The 20,595-nt window shown below is 73.0% G+C and carries 24 protein-coding genes; 14 read left to right on the top strand and 10 right to left on the bottom strand.

What is annotated here, in order from left to right; all coding sequences use genetic code 11:
* Positions 1–96: 96 nt before the first annotated feature.
* From ACR9ZG_RS05160 to ACR9ZG_RS05130, 7 genes are read left to right on the top strand one after another with little or no spacing between them, the layout of a single operon-like run.
* Positions 97–1,311, top strand: coding sequence for a molybdopterin molybdotransferase MoeA (locus ACR9ZG_RS05160; protein ID WP_481283748.1), 1,215 nt, complete (start codon positions 97–99; stop codon positions 1,309–1,311).
* A complete protein-coding gene (gene moaCB, locus ACR9ZG_RS05155) occupies positions 1,308–2,315 on the top strand; it encodes a bifunctional molybdenum cofactor biosynthesis protein MoaC/MoaB (RefSeq protein WP_481283747.1) in 1,008 nt (335 codons plus the stop codon). Before ACR9ZG_RS05160 ends, moaCB begins: the two co-directional genes overlap by 4 nt.
* Positions 2,312–2,761, top strand: a complete 450-nt coding sequence (locus ACR9ZG_RS05150) for a molybdenum cofactor biosynthesis protein MoaE (RefSeq protein ID WP_481283746.1) — start codon at positions 2,312–2,314, stop codon at positions 2,759–2,761. Before moaCB ends, ACR9ZG_RS05150 begins: the two co-directional genes overlap by 4 nt.
* Positions 2,762–2,800: 39 nt before the next feature.
* The gene (locus tag ACR9ZG_RS05145; protein WP_481283745.1) at positions 2,801–3,205 is read left to right on the top strand and encodes a TOBE domain-containing protein; all 405 of its coding nucleotides are present in this window, start codon (positions 2,801–2,803) and stop codon (positions 3,203–3,205) included.
* Positions 3,202–4,023 carry a molybdate ABC transporter substrate-binding protein gene (gene modA, locus ACR9ZG_RS05140; protein ID WP_481283752.1) on the top strand — a complete coding sequence of 274 codons (822 nt, stop codon included), beginning with the start codon at positions 3,202–3,204 and terminating at the stop codon, positions 4,021–4,023. The genes ACR9ZG_RS05145 and modA overlap by 4 nt, the downstream gene beginning before the upstream one ends.
* The gene (locus tag ACR9ZG_RS05135; RefSeq protein WP_481283744.1) at positions 4,020–4,874 is read left to right on the top strand and encodes an ABC transporter permease; all 855 of its coding nucleotides are present in this window, start codon (positions 4,020–4,022) and stop codon (positions 4,872–4,874) included. Before modA ends, ACR9ZG_RS05135 begins: the two co-directional genes overlap by 4 nt.
* Positions 4,871–5,914 carry a sulfate/molybdate ABC transporter ATP-binding protein gene (locus ACR9ZG_RS05130; protein ID WP_481283743.1) on the top strand — a complete coding sequence of 348 codons (1,044 nt, stop codon included), beginning with the start codon at positions 4,871–4,873 and terminating at the stop codon, positions 5,912–5,914. Before ACR9ZG_RS05135 ends, ACR9ZG_RS05130 begins: the two co-directional genes overlap by 4 nt.
* Positions 5,915–5,947: 33 nt before the next feature.
* Here ACR9ZG_RS05130 and ACR9ZG_RS05125 read toward each other — a convergent pair whose 3' ends face one another.
* Both ACR9ZG_RS05125 and moaA read right to left on the bottom strand, forming a co-directional pair.
* Positions 5,948–6,193 carry a MoaD/ThiS family protein gene (locus ACR9ZG_RS05125; RefSeq protein ID WP_481283742.1) on the bottom strand — a complete coding sequence of 82 codons (246 nt, stop codon included), beginning with the start codon at positions 6,191–6,193 and terminating at the stop codon, positions 5,948–5,950.
* Complete coding sequence (gene moaA / locus ACR9ZG_RS05120) at positions 6,186–7,265, bottom strand: GTP 3',8-cyclase MoaA (RefSeq protein WP_481283741.1); 1,080 nt, start codon at positions 7,263–7,265, stop codon at positions 6,186–6,188. Before moaA ends, ACR9ZG_RS05125 begins: the two co-directional genes overlap by 8 nt.
* 47 nt (positions 7,266–7,312) lie before the next feature.
* On the opposite strand from moaA, the gene ACR9ZG_RS05115 reads away from it, so the two are divergent.
* The 6 genes from ACR9ZG_RS05115 to ACR9ZG_RS05090 all read left to right on the top strand — a co-directional run bounded on the left by ACR9ZG_RS05115 (position 7,313) and on the right by ACR9ZG_RS05090 (position 13,132).
* Positions 7,313–7,906 (top strand): sulfite oxidase-like oxidoreductase, encoded by a 594-nt coding sequence (locus tag ACR9ZG_RS05115; protein WP_481283740.1) that lies wholly within the window; start codon positions 7,313–7,315, stop codon positions 7,904–7,906.
* Complete coding sequence (locus tag ACR9ZG_RS05110) at positions 7,903–8,655, top strand: FAD-binding oxidoreductase (protein WP_481283739.1); 753 nt, start codon at positions 7,903–7,905, stop codon at positions 8,653–8,655. The genes ACR9ZG_RS05115 and ACR9ZG_RS05110 overlap by 4 nt, the downstream gene beginning before the upstream one ends.
* Positions 8,652–8,924, top strand: a complete 273-nt coding sequence (locus ACR9ZG_RS05105) for a DUF6510 family protein (protein WP_481283738.1) — start codon at positions 8,652–8,654, stop codon at positions 8,922–8,924. Before ACR9ZG_RS05110 ends, ACR9ZG_RS05105 begins: the two co-directional genes overlap by 4 nt.
* Positions 8,925–8,951: 27 nt before the next feature.
* A complete protein-coding gene (locus ACR9ZG_RS05100) occupies positions 8,952–10,484 on the top strand; it encodes an SDR family NAD(P)-dependent oxidoreductase (RefSeq protein WP_481283751.1) in 1,533 nt (510 codons plus the stop codon).
* 184 nt (positions 10,485–10,668) lie between these two features.
* Positions 10,669–12,651 (top strand): APC family permease, encoded by a 1,983-nt coding sequence (locus ACR9ZG_RS05095; RefSeq protein WP_481283750.1) that lies wholly within the window; start codon positions 10,669–10,671, stop codon positions 12,649–12,651.
* A gap of 43 nt (positions 12,652–12,694) precedes the next feature.
* The gene (locus tag ACR9ZG_RS05090) at positions 12,695–13,132 is read left to right on the top strand and encodes a DUF1622 domain-containing protein (RefSeq protein ID WP_481283737.1); all 438 of its coding nucleotides are present in this window, start codon (positions 12,695–12,697) and stop codon (positions 13,130–13,132) included.
* A 4-nt stretch (positions 13,133–13,136) separates the two neighbouring features.
* Here ACR9ZG_RS05090 and ACR9ZG_RS05085 read toward each other — a convergent pair whose 3' ends face one another.
* Together ACR9ZG_RS05085 and ACR9ZG_RS05080 are read right to left on the bottom strand one after the other, a co-directional pair.
* On the bottom strand, positions 13,137–14,189 hold the full coding sequence (locus ACR9ZG_RS05085) for an acyltransferase family protein (RefSeq protein ID WP_481283736.1): 1,053 nt from the start codon (positions 14,187–14,189) through the stop codon (positions 13,137–13,139).
* A gap of 61 nt (positions 14,190–14,250) precedes the next feature.
* Positions 14,251–14,652 (bottom strand): DUF5997 family protein, encoded by a 402-nt coding sequence (locus tag ACR9ZG_RS05080; protein ID WP_481283735.1) that lies wholly within the window; start codon positions 14,650–14,652, stop codon positions 14,251–14,253.
* 33 nt (positions 14,653–14,685) lie between these two features.
* Here ACR9ZG_RS05080 and ACR9ZG_RS05075 point away from each other — a divergent pair, with 33 nt between their 5' ends.
* Positions 14,686–15,453, top strand: coding sequence for a LysR substrate-binding domain-containing protein (locus tag ACR9ZG_RS05075; RefSeq protein ID WP_481283734.1), 768 nt, complete (start codon positions 14,686–14,688; stop codon positions 15,451–15,453).
* Here ACR9ZG_RS05075 and ACR9ZG_RS05070 read toward each other — a convergent pair whose 3' ends face one another.
* The 6 genes from ACR9ZG_RS05070 to ACR9ZG_RS05045 all read right to left on the bottom strand — a co-directional run bounded on the left by ACR9ZG_RS05070 (position 15,454) and on the right by ACR9ZG_RS05045 (position 20,573).
* Entirely contained in the window at positions 15,454–15,867 is a 414-nt protein-coding gene (locus tag ACR9ZG_RS05070) for a hypothetical protein (protein ID WP_481283733.1), read from the bottom strand.
* 125 nt (positions 15,868–15,992) lie between these two features.
* The gene (locus tag ACR9ZG_RS05065; protein ID WP_481283732.1) at positions 15,993–17,792 is read right to left on the bottom strand and encodes an alpha/beta hydrolase; all 1,800 of its coding nucleotides are present in this window, start codon (positions 17,790–17,792) and stop codon (positions 15,993–15,995) included.
* A complete protein-coding gene (locus tag ACR9ZG_RS05060) occupies positions 17,789–18,043 on the bottom strand; it encodes a hypothetical protein (protein WP_481283731.1) in 255 nt (84 codons plus the stop codon). The genes ACR9ZG_RS05065 and ACR9ZG_RS05060 overlap by 4 nt, the downstream gene beginning before the upstream one ends.
* A gap of 61 nt (positions 18,044–18,104) precedes the next feature.
* Positions 18,105–18,512, bottom strand: a complete 408-nt coding sequence (locus ACR9ZG_RS05055; protein WP_481283730.1) for a cupin domain-containing protein — start codon at positions 18,510–18,512, stop codon at positions 18,105–18,107.
* A 31-nt stretch (positions 18,513–18,543) separates the two neighbouring features.
* Positions 18,544–19,470 (bottom strand): NADP-dependent oxidoreductase, encoded by a 927-nt coding sequence (locus tag ACR9ZG_RS05050; RefSeq protein ID WP_481283729.1) that lies wholly within the window; start codon positions 19,468–19,470, stop codon positions 18,544–18,546.
* 74 nt (positions 19,471–19,544) lie between these two features.
* Positions 19,545–20,573: a 6-phosphofructokinase gene (locus ACR9ZG_RS05045; protein ID WP_481283728.1), complete on the bottom strand. Its 1,029-nt coding sequence runs from the start codon at positions 20,571–20,573 to the stop codon at positions 19,545–19,547.
* Positions 20,574–20,595 lie beyond the last annotated feature (22 nt).

The raw sequence follows: 20,595 nt of genomic DNA, 5'->3' as shown, positions 1-20,595 counted from the left end.
CGCTTCCGGACTTCTGCACGCCTGCAGCCGGCGTGTCGCGTGCACAAGTCCGGAAGCGATTGCGGCGGAGCGGGACCGGGGCGGGATACTGGGGAGATGACCGGGCCGCGCAGCGTCGAGGAGCATGCCGAGACCATCGAGCGGCTGCTGGTGCCGCTCTGCACCGAGCCGGCGGCCGTCGCCGTCGCGCGCGCCGAGGCGGCCGGCCGGGTGACGGTGGACGACATCCGGTCGGAGGTCGACCTCCCGCTGTTCCGCAACTCCCAGATGGACGGCTACGCGGTGCGCGCCGCCGATGTCGCGGGTGCACCGCTCGCGATGGAGGTGGCGGGCGACATCCCGGCGGGGCACACGGTCCCGGTCACGCTGCACGCGGGCACGGCGATCCGGATCATGACGGGCGCCCCCGTCCCGGACGGCGCCGACGCGATCATCCCGGTCGAGGACACCGAGATGGTGCTGGGCCGCGACGACGACCTCCGCGGAGCGGTCGTGGAGGTGCGGCGCCCGCGCAGCACCGGAGAGTACGTGCGCGAGCGCGGCAGCGACCTCCGCCGCGGCGACCTGCTCGTGCCGGCGCGGACCCGGCTCGCCGCGCGCCACGTCGCCGCGCTGGCCTCCGCCGGCGTCGAGACCGTCGCGGTCCGCGAGCCCCTGCGCATCGCGGTGCTGTCCACCGGCTCCGAGCTGGTCGCCTCCGGCGATCGCGCCGGCTTCGGGCAGGTGTTCGACGCGAACGGCGTCGCCCTCGCGGCCCTGGTGCAGGAGTCGGGCGCGGTCGTCTCGCTGCGCGAGGCCTGCGGCGACGATCCGGAGACCTTCGGCCGGGTGCTCGACCGCGCCGTCTCCGTCAGCGACCTCGTGCTCACCTCCGGCGGCATCTCCCGCGGGGCGTACGAGGTGGTGCGGGAGGTCGTGGTCCCGCGCGGCGGCGAGGTCGCCTCCGTCGCGATGCAGCCGGGCGGCCCGCAGGCCACGGCGCTGATCGACGGCGTGCCGGTCATCTGTTTCCCGGGCAACCCGGTGAGCACGCAGGTCTCTTTCACCGTGTTCCTGCGCGACCTGCTGCGGACGGCGGCCGGTCTGCCGCCCGCGCCCCGCCGGCGGGCGACCCTGACCGAGGCGGTCCGCTCGGTGCCGGGCAAGCGGCAGTTCCTGCGCGGGCGCTCCGACGGCGACGCGGTGACGCCGGTCGCCGGCCCCGGCTCGCACCTGGTCGCGGCGATGGCGCGCGCCGACGTGCTCATCGACATCCCGGTCGAGGTGGAGGCGCTGGCGGCCGGCCAGGACGTGACAGTCTGGACGCTATGACCGAGCTCAGCCACCTGGACGCCGACGGCCGTGCGCGCATGGTCGATGTCGGAGCGAAAGAAGAGACCGAGCGCGAGGCCGTCGCCCGCGGCCGCCTGGTGACCACCGCGGAGGTGGTGCGCCTGGTCGCCGCAGACGGCCTGCCGAAGGCCGACGTGCTGCCCACCGCGCGCATCGCCGGCATCACGGGGGCCAAGCGGACCAGCGACCTGATCCCGCTCTGCCACCCGCTGCCGCTGACGTCCGTCCGCGTCGACTTCTCGCTCGACCCCGCGGCCGGCACCATCGGCATCGAGGCCGTCGCGAAGACCCGCGGTCGCACCGGCGTCGAGATGGAGGCGCTGACCGCCGTCGCGGTCGCCGGCCTCACCCTCCACGACATGGTCAAGGCGGTCGACCCGGCGGCGACGCTGACCGACGTGCAGCTGGTCGAGAAGCGCGGCGGCAAGCGCGGGCACTGGACGCGGGAGGATGCCGGAGCGCAGTCGGCCGCGGCGAGCGCCGCCGCAGCACAGGCCGCCGAGTCGCGCGCCGCCGAGCCGCGCGCAATCGTCCTCGTCGCCTCCACCCGCGCCGCCGCCGGCACGCGCGAGGACACCACCGGGCCCGTCATCGCCGCGTGGCTCGACGCGGCCGGCCTGCCGGCCGACGTGCGCGTGGTCGCCGACGCCGACATCGCCGAAGCCCTCCGCACCGCCCTCTCCGAGCACCCGTCCGTCGTCATCACGACCGGGGGCACCGGCATCTCCCCCACCGACCGCACGCCGGAGGCGACCGCGGCCGTCCTCGACCGCGAACTGCCAGGGGTGGCCGAGGCGCTGCGGGCGCGCGGATCCGCCTCCACCCCGCTCGCCGCGGTGAGTCGCGGGCTCGCGGGCGTCGCCGGCCCCACCCTCGTCGTCAACCTTCCCGGCTCGCGCGGCGGCGTCGCCGACGGCCTCGCCGTGCTCGACGACCTGCTCCCCCATCTGCTCGACCAGCTCAGCGGAGGCGACCACCGATGACCGCCGGAACCCCCGACAGCACCCAGCCCCCGCGCACCGACGTGCTCGCGGAGGTCACCGACCTCCCGCTCGACCCCTCCACGCTCGACGAGTTCGTGTGGCGGGAGGACGCGGGCGCCGTCGTCTCGTTCCAGGGCATCGTGCGGGACCACGACGGCGGCCGTGGCGTGGTGTCGCTGGACTACCGCGCCCATCCCGACGCCGAGTCGTTCCTCCGGGCCTGCTGCGAGGATGTGGCGCGCGGCACCGGCCTGCGGGTCGCCGCGCAGCACCGCGTCGGCTCGCTCACCATCGGCGACCTCGCCCTCGTCGCCGCGGTCGCCGCGCCGCACCGGGCGGAGGCGTTCGCGGCGTGCGCGGAGCTGGTGGAGATCATCAAGGCGCGCGTGCCGATCTGGAAGCGGCAGCACTTCACCGACGGCGCGTCCGAATGGGTGGGCCTGTAACGCTTCTCTCTCCGCACCTGCGGATCTAGCATGGCTTTCATGCCGCAGATTCGGATCAAAGAAGCGTCGCTCTACCTCGGCGTCAGCGACGACACCGTCCGCCGCTGGATCGACGGCGGGCTGATCCCGAGCGCGAAGGACGCCGCCGGCCGCACGGTCGTCGACGGTCTCGACCTCGCCCGCCTCGCCAAGCAGAACGCCGTGCTGCCCGCCGACCCGTCCGAGGTCGGCCGTTCTGCGCGCAACCGCTTCGTCGGCATCGTGACCGAGGTCGTGCAGGACCGGGTGATGGCCCAGGTGGAGCTGCAGTGCGGCCCGCACCGCGTGGTCTCGCTCATGAGCAGCGAGGCCGTGCGCGAGCTGGGCCTCGAACCCGGCTCGGTCGCCGTCGCCGTCGTCAAGGCGACGAACGTCATCGTCGAGACCCCGGCCGGGCGGAGCTGAGCGTGCGCACCCATCCGGCCACCCGCACCCTCGCCTGCGTCGCCGCCGTGCTGTCGGCCGCCCTGCTGCTCGGTGGATGCGCCTCCTCCGCGGGGGCGCCCGCCGCGACGTCCACGGGCTCGGGCTCCGGCTCCCCCGCGGTCGGCGGCACGATCACCGTCTTCGCCGCCGCCTCCCTCACCGCGACCTTCACCGAACTCGGGAAGCGGTTCGAGCAGGAGCACCCCGGCACCACCGTCCGGTTCAGCTTCGCGGGCTCCTCCGACCTCGTCACGCAGCTCTCCGAGGGCGCGCCCGCCGACGTGTTCGCGTCGGCCGACGAGAGCAACCTGCAGAAGGCGCAGAAGGCCGGCGTCACGGACGGCGACCCGGTCGATTTCGCCACCAATGTGCTCGCCATCGCGGTGCCGCCCGGCGATCCGGCCGGGATCACGACGTTCGCCGACCTCGCGAAGCCCGGGGTCGACACCGTCGTCTGCGCGCCGCAGGTGCCGTGCGGCGCGGCCACCGCGAAGGTGGAGGCCTCCAGCGGCGTGACCCTGTCGCCGGTGAGCCAGGAGTCGTCCGTCACGGATGTGCTGGGCAAGGTCGCGTCCGGCGAGGCGGACGCCGGCATCGTGTACGCCACCGATGTGAAGGCGGCCGGGGATGCGGTGGAGTCCGTGCCGTTCCCGGAGGCCGCCGGCACGGTCAACCGCTACCCGATCGTCGCCGTCGCGGACGGGCCGAATCCGGCCGGCGCCCGCGCGTTCATCGCCGCCGTCACCGGGAGCGATGGCCGCGCCGTGCTCGAGGCCGCCGGCTTCGGGGCGCCGTGACCAGCGGCCAGGGCTCGACCGCCCTGCTCGGCGTTCCGCGCTGGATCGCGGCCGTGGCGGTCGCGGGCGCCCTCTTCGTGCTGCTCCCGCTCGCGGCGATGGTCGGGCGTGTGGACTGGTCGCAGTTCGTGCCGCTGGTGACCTCCCCGTCGTCGGTGGATGCGCTGCTGCTCAGCCTCCGGACCTCGCTGCTCGCGACCCTCGGCTGCCTCGTGCTCGGCGTGCCGATGGCGATCGTGCTGGCGCGGGTGCCGTTCGCGGGGCGTCGGCTGCTGCGCGCGCTCGTCCTGCTGCCGCTGGTGCTTCCGCCGGTCGTCGGCGGTCTGGCGCTGCTCTCCCTGTACGGAAAGCGCGGAGCGCTCGGCGGCGTGCTCGTCATCGCGTTCTCGACCCCCGCCGTCGTGGTGGCGCAGACGTTCGTCGCGTTGCCCTTCCTGGTGCTGAGCCTGGAGGGCGCGCTGCGGGCCGCGGGCGACCGCTACGAGGCGGTCGCCGCCACGCTCGGCGCCCGCCCGTCGACGGTGCTGTTCCGCGTCACGCTCCCGCTCGTCCTCCCCGCGGTCGTCTCGGGAGCGATCCTCTCGTTCGCCCGGGCGCTGGGCGAGTTTGGCGCCACGCTGACGTTCGCGGGAAGCCTGCAGGGCGTGACCCGCACCCTCCCGCTGGAGATCTACCTCCAGCGCGAGACGGACCCGGACGCCGCCGTCGCCCTCTCCCTGGTCCTCATCGTGGTCGCGGTGCTGGTGGTCGCGGTGGCGCACCGCGCCGGCGAGCCGTCCCGTCGTCGCCGCGGCGGCGGTGCGACGCGCGGCGGGGTGCGCAACGACACCCCGGCGGGGGCGACGCCGTGAGCCTCAGCGCGACCGCGACGCACGCCGGCCGCGACGTGGCGGTGGAGCTGTCGGTCGCCGCCGGGGAGACGCTCGCGCTGCTCGGCCCCAACGGCGCAGGCAAGTCGACCGTCCTCGGGATGCTGGCCGGGCTCGTGCGCCCGGACGCCGGACGGGCGACCCTCGACGGCCGGGTGCTGTTCGACCTCCCGCGCGCCTGGACACCGCCGCATCGCCGTGGCGTCGCCCTGCTGGCGCAGGACGCGCTGCTGTTCCCGCACCTCTCGGTGCGGCACAACGTGGAGTTCGGCCCGCGCTCGACCGGCGCTGCCCGGTCGGCCGCGCGCGACCGGGCGGAGGCCTGGCTGCGCCGCACCGGCACCCTGGCATTCGCGGACCGCCACCCGGGCTCCCTCTCCGGAGGCCAGGCCCAGCGCGTCGCGATCGCCCGCGCTCTCGCCGCAGAGCCGCGCCTCCTGCTGCTCGACGAGCCGCTCGCCGCGCTCGACGTCGCGGTGGCCGCCGACATCCGCGGGATGCTCGCCACCGAGCTCCGCGACCGCACCACCGTGCTCGTCACCCACGACGTGCTCGACGCCTACCTCCTCGCCGACCGCGTCGCCGTGCTGCACGACGGCCGGGTGGTGGAGCACGGCGGCACCCGCCAGGTGCTCGAGCGGCCCCGCCACCCGTTCACCGCAGAGCTCTCCGGCCTGACCCTGCTCAGCGGAGGCCGCACGTCGAGCGGCCTGGTCACCGCGGACGGCCTGCGCCTCCACGGCACCGCGACGCAGCACATCCCGGTCGGCTCCCCGGTGGCGACGGTCGTGCGCCCCTCCGCCGTCACCCTCGCCGTCGCCGGTCCTGGCGTCCCCATGGAGGCGAATCGCATCCCCTCGCGCGTCACGGCGCTGGAGCCGCACGCCGACCTCGTGCGCGTCCGCACCACGACGCTCGCCGCACTCGTGCCGCCGGCCGCCGTCGCCGACGCGGCCCTGGGCATCGGCAGCCCGGTCGACCTGCTGGTCGCACCGGAGGACGTCGTCATCTACCCGCGCTGAGCGCCGGCCGTCTCCGTGGCGGACGCCGTCCCGTCACCCGCCCGCGAACGGCGGCAGCACATCCACGGTGCCGTCGACCTCGCGCGACGGATCCCGCGACACCACGCCGCCGACGAGGAACGACCCCGACCGCAGCACCTTCTCCATCGGCTCCCCGTGCCGCGCCACCAGCTCGGCGCGCAGCGACCCGACGGTGGCGTCGGCGAGTGCGACGCGCTCCTCCGCCCGGCCTGCGGCCTCCTCGGCCGCCGCGAAGTACCGCACCAGGATGTCAGCCACCGATCGCTCCCATGCTCCTCACGGGCGGCGCGAACCCGGCCGCGTCGATCCCGTGCCCGGCCTGCTTGTTCCACATCGCGCCGCGCCACCAGCGCGCGATCTCCTCGTCGTCCGCGCCGCCGCGGAGCAGCCCCCGCAGATCGGTCTCGTCGTCGCCGAACAGGCACGAACGCACCGTGCCCTCCGCGGTGACCCGCGTCCGGTCGCAGGCCGCGCAGAAGCTCCTGGTCACCGAGGCGATGATCCCGACCGTCGCGGGGCCGCCGTCCACGAGCCACTCCTCGGCCGGCGCGGACGGATCATCGCGGCCGGCCTCCGTGAGGACGAAGCGTGTGCCCAGCACCTCCAGCAGCTCGGCCGCGGACACCATGTTGTCGCGGATCCACGTGCGGTCGGCGTCGAGCGGCATCTGCTCGATGAAGCGCAGCCGGCAGTCGTGCTCGATCGCCCAGGCGAGGAGGTCCGGGGCGCCGGCCAGGGTCTGCCGCATCATCACGGCGTTCAGCTTGAGCGGGGTGAGTCCCGCGTCGTGTGCGGCCTGGATGCCGGCGAGCACCGCCGGCAGCCGGTCGCGCCGCGTCAGCTCGGCGAAGTGCGCCCGGTCCACGGTGTCGAGCGACACGTTCACCCGGGTGAGCCCGGCCTCCACGAGCGCCGGGAGACGGTGGTCGAGCCCGATGCCGTTGGTCGTGATCGACAGGTCGATGCCCGGCGCTGCCGCCGCCGAGAGGCCGATGATCTCGGCGAGGTCGGCGCGCATGAGGGGCTCACCGCCGGTGAACCGCACCTCCCTGACGCCGAGGTCGCGCGCGGCGATCCCGACCAGGCGGGCGATTTCGGGAGCGGTCAGCAGGTCCTCGCGGGGGATCGCCGGCAGCCCCTCCGCCGGCATGCAGTACGTGCAGCGCAGGGAGCACTTCTCCGTCACCGAGACCCGCAGGTCGCGCGCGACGCGGCCGTAGCGGTCGATCAGCCCGGGATGCTCCGGCCGCCCTTCGAGGCTGGGGGCGGTGGCAGCGGCCGCCGCGCCCAGCATCGCGCTGAGCGGCATCCCCAGATTCACAGCGGCCATGCCTTCACCATAGACCGCGTGGGCGCCTGGCCATTAGGCTTCGAGACATGGGCATCATCTCCTCCGGCTTCCTCGGTCGTCGCCGGACCGACGACCCCCGCCTCCCACCCGGTCAGTATCTGACCGAGGGCTTCCCCGTGCTGAGCGCCGGACCCACGCCGCGCATCTCGAAGGACGAGTGGGCCTTCACCATCACGAACGAGAAGGGTGAGAAGCGCACCTGGAGCTGGGACGAGTTCATGGCCCTCCCCCAGGACGACGTCTCCACCGACATCCACTGCGTGACCAGCTGGTCCAAGCTCGGGACCTCGTGGCGCGGCGTCTCGCTCGACACCCTCTTCGCCGAGGTCGACACCTCCTACGAGTACACGATGGCGCACAGCTACGGCGGGTACACGACCAACGTCCCCCTCGCCGACCTGCTCGACGGCAAGGCCTGGATCGCGCACAGCTTCGACGGCGAGGACCTGGCCCCCGAGCACGGCGGCCCTGCACGCCTCCTCGTGCCGCACCTCTACTTCTGGAAGAGCGCGAAGTGGGTCAACGGCCTGCAGATGCTGCCGCAGGACCAGCCCGGCTTCTGGGAGCAGAACGGCTACAACATGTACGGCGACCCCTGGAAGGAACAGCGTTACTGGTGAGCACCGTCTGGCGCGTGGCCGACGTGGTGGACGCGCGGCTCGAGACACCGACCGCCCGCACCATCCGCCTCCGCATCCCCGGCCTGCACGGCCATCTCGCCGGCCAGCACGTGGATGTGCGACTCACCGCCCCCGACGGCTACCAGGCCGTGCGCTCGTACTCGATCGCGTCCGCCACCGGGGCCGGTCTCGCCGATGACGAGCTGGAGCTGACCGTCGAGGAGCTCGCGGACGGCGAGGTCTCCCCGTATCTCGTGCGCGGCCTCCAGGTCGGTGAGCAGCTCGAGGTGCGCGGCCCGGTCGGCGGCTGGTTCGTGTGGCGGCCGGGAGACGAGGGCCCGGTGCAGCTCATCGCCGGAGGCTCCGGCGTGGTGCCGCTGATGTCCATGGCGCGCGCCCACCACGCGGCCGCCAGCTCGGCTCCCTTCCGGCTGCTGTACTCGCTGCGGACGCCCGGCTCCGGCTATTACCGCGAGGAGCTGATGGCACTCGCGGCCGACTCCGGCGCGCCGCTGCGCGTCGACTACGCCTACACCAGGGAGGCGCCGGCCGGCTGGCCCGCCCCTCCCGCGCGGCTCACCGCCGCGGCCGTGGCCGACCTCGTGCTGCCCGCACAGGTCGCGCCCACCTTCTACCTGTGCGGCTCCACCCCGTTCGTGGAGGCGGTGTCCGGCTGGCTGATCGATGCCGGCCACGACCCGGCGCGCGTCCGCACCGAGCGCTACGGCGGCATCGGAGGTGCCGGATGACCGATCCGTCCATGCAGTACCTCGACGGCAACGCGGCCGCGGGGATGCTCTCCGAGGTGTTCGCCGTCGATGTCACGTCGGCGCGCGGGCGCTGCGCGCACTGCGGCGACATCAGCGTCGTCGCCCGTGCCCGGCTCTATCCCGACGATCACGGCCTCGTGCTGCGCTGCAGCGTCTGCGGCGAGGTGATCGCGCAGGCGACCGAGCGCGACGGGAGGCTCTGCCTCGACCTCCGTGGGCTGGCCTGGCTCGAGCTCGACACCACGTAGAATTCCACGGTGCTCCCCGAAACCACGGTGCTCCCCGAATCCACCGAGCCCACCGCGCCTCCCGCCTCCGCCGGCATCGACCCCGACGACCTCGCGACGACGCTGCGCGTGCTCGCGAGCCTCCACGCCCTCGACCAGGAGCACCCGGACTTCATCGCCGTGCGCCGCGCGACCGGCCACATGTTCAAGGCGGTCAAGCAGGCGCGGCGCCGTCAGCTGCGCGACGAGGAGCTGGCGCACGACCGCGCCGTCATCGCGGCGACCGCGACCGGTGCCGCCGACCGCATCGACGACGAGACCCGCGGCCGCGAGCTGACCTCCAGCTCCACCGGTTCGACGACGGCCGGGACCCTGCGCCGGACCCAGGCCTGCTACATCTGCAAGCAGCACTACGCCGACGTCGACTGGTTCTACCACCAGCTCTGCCCGTCCTGCGCGGCGCTCAGCCACGCCAAGCGCACCGCGCGCACCGACCTCACCGGCCGCCGCGCGCTGCTCACCGGCGGGCGCGCGAAGATCGGGATGCACATCGCGCTGCGGCTGCTGCGCGACGGCGCGCACCTCACCATCACCACCCGCTTCCCGCGCGACGCCGTGCGGAGGTTCTCGCAGCTTCCGGACGCCGCGCAGTGGCTGCACCGCCTCCGGGTCGTCGGCATCGACCTGCGCGACCCGTCGCAGGTGATCGCCCTCGCCGACTCGGTCGCCTCGCGCGGCCCCCTCGACATCCTCATCAACAACGCGGCCCAGACCGTGCGGCGCTCCCCCGGCGCCTACTCGCTGCTGGCGGAGGCCGAGACGCAGCCCCTCCCCGACGGCCAGCTGCCCGAGCTGGAGACCTTCGGCCACACCGCCGACCCGCACCCGCAGGCGCTGCAGGCGTCGGTCGCCGCCCATCCGCTGCTCTCGGCGGCCGACGTCCGCGGCACGATCGCCGAGCTGGCCGGACCGGCGGCGATCACCGCCGGCGACCTCGCGTCCCTGGCGATGGCGCCCGGCTCCTCCTCGCTCGCCCGGCACGCCGACGGCACCGCGATCGACGCCGGCGGACTCGTCCCCGACGTCCAGCACGTCAACAGCTGGACGCAGGCGCTCGGCGACGTGGACCCCCTCGAGCTGCTGGAGGTGCAGCTCTGCAACACGACGGCGCCGTTCATCCTCATCGACCGCCTCCGCCCCTCCCTCGCGGCCGGGGCCGCAGCGGCCGGCCGCGCGTACGTGGTCAACGTCTCGGCGATGGAGGGCGTGTTCGGCCGCCGCTACAAGGGCGCAGGCCACCCGCACACCAACATGGCCAAGGCCGCGCTCAACATGCTCACCCGCACGAGCGCCGGCGAGCTGTTCGAGACCGACCGCGTGCTCATGACGAGCGTGGACACCGGCTGGATCACCGACGAGAGACCGCACCACACGAAGGTCCGCCTGGCCGAAGAGGGCTTCCACGCCCCGCTCGACCTGGTCGACGGAGCGGCCCGCGTCTACGACCCGATCGTGCGCGGCGAGGCCGGGGAGGACGTCCACGGGGTCTTCCTGAAGGATTACCGGCCGTCGGCGTGGTGACGCGGCGAGGTACAGTGACCGCGACGGACAGATCGAGAGAGGGCCGATGAGCGACACGTCGCATCCCGAAGCACCGAGCAGCGGTCGCAGGGGCGGCGATGACTCCGCCACCGATGCCCCGGTCACCGGCGCACCGGTCACCGGCGCACATGCCGCGGCGACCACCTCCACCCCTCCCCGCGTCATGCCGCGCGAGACCGTCCCGGTCCCCGGCCAGGCACGCCCCCAGCGCGCCCCCGAGCGGCGGCCCAACCGTCTCAAGCACTGGCTGCTCTCCGGCCTCATCGATGAGCGCGGCACCCAGCAGGGCCCGCACGGCCGCAATCCGGAGCGCACCCACACCTGGTGGCAGGTCATGTGCCTCACCGGCGTCGACTACTTCTCCACCCTCGGCTACCAGCCGGCCATCGCCGCCCTCGCCGCCGGGCTGATCTCGCCGTTCGCGACGCTCGTCCTCGTCGCCCTGACGCTGCTCGGCGCCCTGCCCGTGTACCGCCGCGTCGCGCGCGAGAGCTTCCGCGGCTCCGGCTCCATCGCCATGCTCGAGCGCCTGCTGCCCTGGTGGGCGGGCAAGCTGTTCGTGCTGGTGCTGCTCGGCTTCGCTGCGACCGACTTCATGATCACGATCACGCTCTCGGCGGCGGACGCCTCCGCGCACGCGATCGAGAACCCGTACGCGCCCGAGTGGTTCCACGGCAACAACGTGGCCATCACGCTCGTGCTGCTCGCCCTCCTCGGCGCGGTGTTCCTCAAGGGGTTCAAAGAGGCCATCGGCATCGCGGTCGTGCTCGTCGCCGTGTACCTCGCCCTCAACGTGGTCGTGGTGAGCACCTCCATCGTCGAGGTGTTCCAGCATCCGAGCGCCATCGACGACTGGTGGGAGGCGCTGTTCCGCAACAACGGCAATCCGCTGCTGATCGTTGGGGTCGCCCTCCTGGTGTTCCCCAAGCTCGCGCTGGGACTCTCCGGCTTCGAGACCGGCGTCGCCGTCATGCCGCAGATCAAGGGTCGCCCGGACGACGACCCCGCCTACCCGGCGGGACGCATCCGCGGCGCCGGGAGGCTGCTGACCACGGCGGCCATCATCATGAGCTGCTTCCTCATCACGTCGAGCTTCACGACGACGCTGCTCATCCCGCAGCAGGAGTTCCAGCCCGGAGGCGCCGCCAACGGCCGCGCGCTCGCCTACCTCGCCCACGAGTACCTGGGCAACGGCTTCGGCACCGTCTACGACCTCAGCACCATCCTGATCCTGTGGTTCGCGGGGGCCTCGGCGATGGCCGGGCTGCTCAACCTGGTGCCGCGCTACCTCCCCCGGTACGGGATGGCGCCGCAGTGGGCGCGCGCCGTGCGTCCGCTCGTGCTCGTCTTCACCGCCATCGCCTTCATCATCACGCTGGTCTTCGAGGCGTCGGTGGATGCGCAGGGCGGCGCGTACGCGACCGGCGTGCTGGTCCTCATCACCTCCGCGTCGCTGGCGGTGGCGCTGTCGGCGCGCCGCAAGAAGCAGCCGCGGCGCACGGTCCTGTTCGGGGTGATCACGGCGATCTTCGTCTACACGACCATCGTCAACGTCATCGAGCGCCCCGACGGCATCCGCATCGCCCTCCTGTTCATCCTCGGCATCCTCGTGGTGTCGATCGTGTCGCGCGTCGGCCGGTCGTTCCAGCTGCGCGCCACCTCCGTCACGCTCGACGTGAGCGCGCTCGACTTCGTGCTGGAGGATGCGGAGGAGGGCGAGATCCGCATCATCTCGCACGAGCCCGACGTCGACACCACGCGCGAGTACACGCAGAAGAACAAGGACGAGCGCAAGTTCAGCCACATCCCCCAGCGCGCCAGGACCATCTTCCTCGAGGTCCTGCCCTCCGACTCGTCGGACTTCGAGGAGGACCTCGTCGTGCACGGCGTCGTCAAGCACGGCTTCCGCGTGCTGCAGGTCAGGAGCGGCAACGTCCCGAACACGATCGCGGCCGTGCTGCTGGAGATCCGCGACATCACCGGCATCGTGCCGTCCATCTACTTCCAGTGGACCGAGGGCAACCCGGTGTCGAACATGTGGCGTTACCTGATCACCGGCGTCGGCGAGGTCGCGCCGGTGACGCGGGAGGTCCTGCGGGAGGCCGAGAAGGACGTCAAGCGGCGCCCGGCCGTGCACGTCTCCTGAGCGTCGCGGCCGCGCGGGCCGCGCGGCGTGGGAGCATGACCCCATGGATTCGAAGGCGTTCTTCCAGGTCGTCGGCGTCACGTTCGAGTTCGCCGGCGTCGCCTCGATGGCGATCGGCTTCGTCGTCGCGCTCGCGCTGGCGGTCGTGGCGTGGCGCCGGGAGGGCGGCCGCGCCGGATTCCGCACGCTGCGGGAGACCTTCGGCGGGGTGATCCTGCTCGGGCTGGAGATCCTGGTCGCGGCCGACCTGGTGCGGACGGTGACCTCGAACCCGACCCTCACCGACGCCTTCGTGCTGGCCATCATCGTCGGGATCCGGACCGTTCTCAGCTTCTCGCTGCAGGTGGAGATCGACGGCGTCGCGCCCTGGCGGCGCGCATTGGTGACGGGGCCGCAGGTGCTGGCCCACGCCGTCCGGCGCTCGGGAGAGTCGACAGCGAACGACGGCGGCCCCGGCGCGCCGGCGGGTGAGCGCTCCTAGACGTTCATCGCACCGCGGGAGTCCGCGGGGCATGCGACCCGGCCGCCGCGCTCGGGACGGCGCGTGGCCGCCGCCGCGCCCGCGGGATGCCGAGCAGCGGGTAGGCGAGCGGCGTGGGCCGCAGCAGGAGAGCGACGGCCCACGGCACGATCAGCGCCACGAGAAGCGTCCAGCGGTGCGCGACGCCCCATCCGTTGAGCAGCCAGATCAGGTAGGGGTGGAACAGCACGACCGCGATGGCCACGGAGGCGAGCGCCGTGATCGGGGCGGACGCACGCACCGGGAGCGGCAGCCGCGACCCGACGAGGATCATCCCGCCGCTGATCAGCACGGCGAGCAGCGGTCCGAGCACCGGGAGCCCCCACCCGCCCGACTTGAGGTCGATCGGCACCATCGGGACCACGGCGATGAGGACGGCGGAGACCGCGATCGCCGCCGCGCCCGTGATGACCGGTCGCGCCAACCGCGGCTCGACGGAGCGCAGCAGTCGCCCCGCCATGATGAAGACGACGCACGGGAGGGCCTGCCCGATGCCGAGCGGGGTGGCGCCGAGCCAGGGCCCGGCGACGATCCCCGCGACGAGCCCGACCGCCGCGATGGCCGCCTGCCAGGGCCACGGGAGCCGGTCGATCAGCCGGTAGAGCAGGCAGGTGAAGAACAGGGTGGAGACGAACCAGAACGTCCCGAATGGTCCGGTGGCGTGGCTGCCGCCTTGCGCGAGGACGATCAGGAGGGAGGCGTCGATGTTTCCGGACGGGTTCGGGATGAGCCTGCCGAGCACGGCGATGACGAGGAACCAGCTGATGTACGGCAGAGCCAGCGTGCGTGCGCGGATGCGGAACTCGTCGGCGAACGTCCGGCGCTGCGGGCTGCGCGGGGCGCCGCTCGCGCGCCAGAAGTAGCCGCTGAGCACGAAGAAGAGCGGCACGTGCCAGGCGTAGATCCACTGGTGGGTGGCGGGGGCCGTGCCGTAGACGTGTCCGAAGACGACGGCGGCGACCCCGACGACGCGGACGAGGTCGACGCCCGCGTTGCGGGCCCGTGCTCGCTCGGTCATCGCACCTCCCGCCCGGCCCGGCTCGGCCGCTCGGCCTCGTCGCTCGGTGCCGGGCTCGTTCTCAGTCGTCGTCGGCCGTCCGGGCGGCGCGCTCGGCGTCGCGCGCCTTGACGCGGGCGTTCTCGGCGCGGACGGCGGCCTGGGTGGCGCGCTCGGTCACCAGCCACGCGGGCGGGTCGGCGAGCAGCTCCTTGATCTGCGCCGTCGTCAGCGGGTCGGTGACGCCGCCGCGGGCGAGGCCGGAGTTGGAGACGCCGAGCTTGCGGGCGACGACGTCGCGCGGGTGCGGGCCGTCGGCGCGCAGCGTCTGCAGCCACTCGGGCGGGTTCGTCGTGAGGTCGTCCAGCTCGGTGCGGCTGATGTCGCGCCCCTGGAAGTCGTCGGGCGTGGCCGGGAGGTAGACCCCCAGCTTCTTGGCCGCCGTCGCCGCCTTCATCGTCTGGGTACGCTTCTCACCGCTCATGCTCTCCAGGGTACCGGCCGGTACGCTCGGAGGATGCCCAGCCGCTTCGCGCTCGTCTTCCCGCTCGGCGTCACCGTCGGCAAGTGGACGCGCGAGTTCGAGCGCCGCCTGCCCGACGTCGAGCTCGTGGTCCGCCCGAGCACCGACCCGCTCGCCGAGCTGGCCGCGCGGAACGCCGACATGGCGTTCGCGCGCGACGCGGATCCCGATGACGACCGGCACCTCATCCCCCTGTACGCGGAGGACGTGGTCGTCGTCATGCACCACGAGCACCTCCTGACCCTGGAGGAGCGCCTCACCCTGGCCGACCTCGCCGACGAGCCCCGCGTCGCGGGCGAGCCGTCGGAGGCCCTGATGCGCAGCGTCGCCGCGGGCGACGGCATCGCCCTCCTGCCCGCCTCGGTTGCGAAAGCTCTGCGCCGCAAGGACGTCACCGCGATGCGCCTCGACGACGCCCCCCAGAGCCGGATCGGCCTCACCTGGCCCAAAGACGATCAGCACGAGCTGGTCGACGAGTTCATCGGCATCGTCCGCGGACGCACGGCCCACAGCTCCCGCAACGCGGCGGTGGCCGAGCGCGAGGGCCAGGCGGCGGACGGCAAGGAGAGGGCCGGGAAGTCGGCGGCGGGCAAGGCAGGGTCAGGCAAGGCCGGGTCGGGCAAGGCCGGGTCGGGCAGAACCGGGTCAGGCAAGGCCGGATCCGGCAAGACCGGGTCAGGCAAGGCAGCGTCCGGCAAGGCCGGCCGCTCCCCCTCCGGCAATGCAGCAGCGGCCCGGAAGAACCGCGGCCGCCGGCGCTGATCACTCGTCCTCCGCATACGGCTTGCCGGGATACGGTGGCGACTCCGCCATGAAGTAGGCGACGCCCTCACCGACGCTGAACTCCGCCGAGAAGCCGGTCTCGTCCTTGCCCGTCAAGTAGGCCGGGTAGGCGACGATCTTCTGCGGCGGCCGGATGGTGTCATCGGTTTCGACGGTCACCGGGTAGCCGAGCGCGAGCCATGCCGCCGCAACGCTGTCTGCAACCTCCTGCGGGCTGCGGCCGAGGGCACCCCGTCGCGACGCGGAGGCGCAGAACGTGTCGAAGGGTGTGCCGTCGTCGAAGTCGCCGCCGTACTGCCAATTGGTGTAGTCGTCTTCCCAGCCGGCGCCGACGGCCTCGGCTGTCTTGGCATACAGGGTTCGGATGCGCTCTTCTGCTGCTGCTTTCGACATGGTGGGCGCCTTCCTCTGCGGTATCGAGACGAACGGGATTCCTTGAGCGCAGCCGGCGGTGAGCGGCGATGACATGCACAGGAGCAGAACGATGGCGACGCGGCGCACTCGCTTCCGGTTGCGCATCATCGCGAGAGTTCCGTCAGAAGGCGAGCGTGGCGGCGGTCCTCGGCATCTCCGGATTCGGGCAGATCGTCACCGAATCCCATCGTCGCCTTGGCTGTTCCGTACTGCGCCGACGTCTGCTGGTCGAAGTAGCTGAACCGCTCCGGATGCGATTCGCTGTTCGCGAGCGGGCCGTGCTGAGTTATCCCGTGAAGCCGCTCCCCGTCGATGACGGCATCCTCGGACGTGAACACACGCGCTCCGAAATCATCGGCGGTGGGATCGGCACGGCCCGAGATGAAGCGGCCCGTTCCCGCCCACTCGTCGTCGAGTCCCTCGGTGGCGAATACCTGACCGGCAGGGACATGGAGCGAATCCGCGTCCGGCACCCAGGAAGGAATTCCGGCCGACCCGAGCAGCACGACGTTCTGGGCCGATACTCCGGATTGCGCGAGTGCGAGCGTCGCCACCGCTGTCCCGTACGAATGCGCCACCACTGAGACCGCCGGAGTGCCCGGCGCGGTCGAGGACTCGATGCCCTGCAGGGTACGGCCGAGGCGGAACGCACCTGCCCGCGCGAGATCGTCGTGAGAGACGCCCCAGACGTCCGCGGGACCGGGTGGGTCGTAATCGAGCCAGGCCACCACGGCCAGTCGTGAGTCGCCGACCCCTGCGACGCGCCCCTGCCGTTCAGCCAATCGCGCGGACGCCCCCGCATACCGCCCCACATCGTCCGCCGTCGTCCCCATCCCCGGCACGATGAGCGTCACGTGCTCCGCCGTCTCGATCAGCCCGGTGCTGAGCGCCACCTTCACGGTCCCGTCCGTCGAGTAGGCGTACAGCTCGTGCGGCGGCGCGCCCTCGGGTCCGCGGCCGTAGGCGCGCTCGATGCGCCGCAGCGTCTCCAGCCGGGCCTCCAACACCTGCTCGCTCACCTGGAGCTTGGGGTCGGTCGGATGGGCGGACAGCGCGAGTCGCGCGTCCGCCAGCGACGCCCGCGTTGCGGCGAGATCCGCCTTCAGCTGCCGCGCGTTCACCGCCGACCGCACGCCGGCCGGCACGCCGTCCAGGTTGCCGACGACGCGTGGCAGTCCGGCGGCCACGGCCGCGGCCTGATCGGCGCTCAGCCGCCGCCACCAACGCGCGATCGTCGCCGCCCCCAGCGCCAGCAGGGAGGCCAGGAGCCCGGGATGCGCCAGCGCGTAGCGCTGCAGCTCGTCAACGGAGAGCCCCGCCAGCCGCTCCAGCAACGGCGGCAGCGGCGCGTCCGGGAGGACCGCGGCGAACGCCGCCGTCCGCACCGGCTCGGCCGCGAAGACGGAGTCGACCGGGTCGCGCCCGAGCAGGGACTCGATGCGGCGTGCCGCGACGCGCTCCGCGTCATCCACGTCGTCGCGGGCCCGTTGCAGCAGGCGGTGCGCCGACCGTCGCAGCTCGTCCGCAGGCTGCCAGAACAGGGCAGCGGGCGCGGCACCCGCACCGGGTGCGAGCGACTCGGCCTCCTCCCACAGGGCCATCGCCTTCCACGCCAGCCGGTGCCCCTCCTCGAGCTCCTCTCCGAACCGGGTCAGGGCGTCCGCCGCCTCCCCGTAGGTCTGCGCCGCGCCGCGGAGCCGTGCGCAGTGGGTGGCGAGTGCGGCGTGGAAGGCATCCGACGCGGCTCCCGTCCAGTCGGCGCGCAGATCGAGGCGACCGTTCCGCGCGGCCGCGTCGGCCAGCTCCTCGCCGTCCGCCCGCCAGGCGGCCGCCAGCGCGCGTACCGCGCCGGGATCACCGGGGATCAGCTGGCGCGGGTGGGTCGCCTCCCCCAGCTCGGTCACGACGCTGCCGCCAGGGCGAGGCTCGCGTCGAGCTCCGCGAACGTGTCGATGGTCAGACGGAGCCCGCGGGGCAGGCGCGCGTCGTCGGCGGACAGCGCTCCCCGCACCCGCACCCGGTCGGCGGTCATCGCCTCGGTCGCCGAGCGGAGGCGGCGCGGATCAGCGAGGGACGGGGACGGCCGTGAAGGCAGCCCGGTGAACCTCCCCGCCGCATCGGCGAGGGCACTCGTGGAGAAGCGCAGTGAACTCATACATCTTGAGTATCACATCCGACGCGAGATGAAAATGTTTGTATTTCAGAGGCTGAACGCTCTACCGCACCGCCGCGCCGATCAGCGACAGCAGCGCGTGCGCGTAGGCGGTCGCCGCGTCCTCGTGCTCGTACATCCGCTCCTCCCCGCCGAGCAGGATCGCAACGCGGTAGCCGTCGGGTGTCCGCGCGAGGTGACGGAACGAGCCGCCTAGCAGCTCCCGCAGCTGGTCCTCGCGCGGGATCCACAGCGCATCCTCCACCGCGAGCGAGTCGAGCGCCCACTCCGTCGTGCCGTTGAACCCGAGGATCGTCCCGGTGTCGAAGTGGTGCGGCTCGATGGTCATCTCGCTCACCGTGAACCGCTCGCCGCCCATGTCCGGGCGGTCGATCGCGAAGGTGTCGCCCGAGGCCGGCTGCCAGCGCAGCCCCGCCTGGCGCAGCTGCCGCGCGAGGTCGTCGTCGATCACAAGCGTTCTCCTCTCGGTCCGCGTCGTCCGGTCAGTCGGTGACGACGACGATCTTGCCGCGCACGTGGCCGGTCTCCAGCCGCCCGTACGCCTCCACCGTGCGCTCGATCGGGAAGATCGAGTCGATCGGCAGCACGAGCTCGTTCTCGGCGAGCAGCTCGGCCAGCTCGGCCAGCTCGTCGTTGCCGGCCGCCGCTCCGCCGACCGTGCGCGCGCCACGTGCCGCAGGCCCGAACGCCGCGATGGTGTTGATCCGCTCGGGAGGCACGCCCAGCTCCAGCGCCACATCGATGGTGTCGGAGCCGTGGTTGTCGAGCACCGCCGTGATCGGGTTGCCGTCGTCCAGCAGCTCGCGCAGCCGGTCCGTCAGGCCGTCGCCGTATGCGACCGGGAGGATGCCGAGGGTCTCGAGGAACTCGTGGTTCTCCTCCCCCGCCGTCCCGACGACACTCGCCCCGGCGCGCACGGCCAGCTGCGCCGCGAGCACGCCGACGCCGCCGGCCGCCGCGCTCACCAGCACGCAGTCGTGCTCGCTCAGCCCGAGGGAGGCCACGCTCGCCATCGCGGTCCGTCCGACCACTCCCAACGCACCAGCGGCCTCGAAGGTGAGCGCCTCGGGCTTGACGATGATCTGGCCGTCCTCCGGCACCACGACGAAGTCCGCGAGGGCGGCGAAGGGAGCGGTCCCGAGCACGGCGTCGCCGACGGCGAAGCGCGTCACGCCGTCGCCGATCTCCTCGACGAACCCGGCGAAGTCCTGCCCCATCCCGCTCGGGAGCGTCACGCCCATCCGCGCGGCGGCGCCCTCGTCGCGGTACGACGTCACGTCCATCGGGTTGAGTCCGGCCGCCATGACGCGCACGAGCACCTGACCGGGGCCTGGCCACGGCCGTTCCCGGTCGACGATGTGCAGGAAGTCGCGGGAGCCGAACTCCTCGAGCTGGACGAATCTGGGCACACGCGCTCCTTCCACTCCGGTAGGAGGGAGCCTAGCCCCCGGTTCGCCGGACCGGCAGCGGCGAGGAGCGACTCTCAGCCGAAGAGGAGGGCGGCCTCCTCGTAACGCGCGGGCGGCACGGTCTTGAGCCCGCCTGTGGCGTCGGCGATCGACACGTTGACGACGTCGGTGCCGCGCAGCGACACCATCGAGCCCCAGCGGCCCTCGTACACCGCGTCGACCGCGGCCATGCCGAGCCTGGTCGCGAGCACGCGGTCGTAGGCGCTGGGGACGCCGCCGCGCTGCATGTGGCCGAGCACGGTCGCGCGCGACTCGATGCCGGTGCGCTCCTCGATCATCGGTGCGAGCATCTCGCCGATGCCGCCGAGCCGGGGCCGGTTGAACGCGTCGAGGCCCTTGTGCGAGTGCGCCTCCTCCATCGTGTCGAGGTGGAAGCCCTCGGAGACGACGATCACCGGCGCGCGGCCGCGGTCGCGCACCGACTCCACCCACTCGCAGATCTGCTCGATCGACTGCGGCTGCTCGGGGATGAGGATGGCGTGCGCGCCGCCCGCCATGCCCGAGTGCAGGGCGATCCAGCCCACGTGACGACCCATGACCTCCACAACCATGCAGCGCTGGTGCGACTCCGCGGTGGTGCGGAGGCGGTCGATGGCCTCGGTCGCGATCTCGACGGCGGTGTCGAACCCGAACGAGTAGTCGGTCGCCGCGAGGTCGTTGTCGATGGTCTTCGGGACGCCGACGATGCGCAGGCCGGCGTCGGTGAGGCGGCGGGCCGCTGTCAGCGTGCCCTCTCCGCCGATCGCGATGATGGCGTCGATGCCGTTCTCGTCCATCATCCGCTGGATGTTCTCCGGTCCGCCCTGGTCGCCCTCGAACGGGTTGGTGCGGCTGGAACCGAGGATGGTGCCGCCCTGGCGGGAGAGGCCGCGGACGCTGTGCCGGTCGAGCGGGACGATGTCGCCCTCGACGACACCCCGCCAGCCGTAGCGGAAACCGGCGAACTCCGAGCCGTAGACCCGGTCGCCCTTGAGGACCGCGCCGCGGATGACCGCGTTCAGGCCCGGGCAGTCGCCGCCGCTGGTGAGGATGCCGATCTTCATGCTGTGTGCCGCTCCCTTTCGA

It is taken from the genome of Leifsonia sp. KNZ12-8B, assembly GCF_056755495.1.
This window is presented reverse-complemented; position numbering and strand designations above follow the sequence as displayed.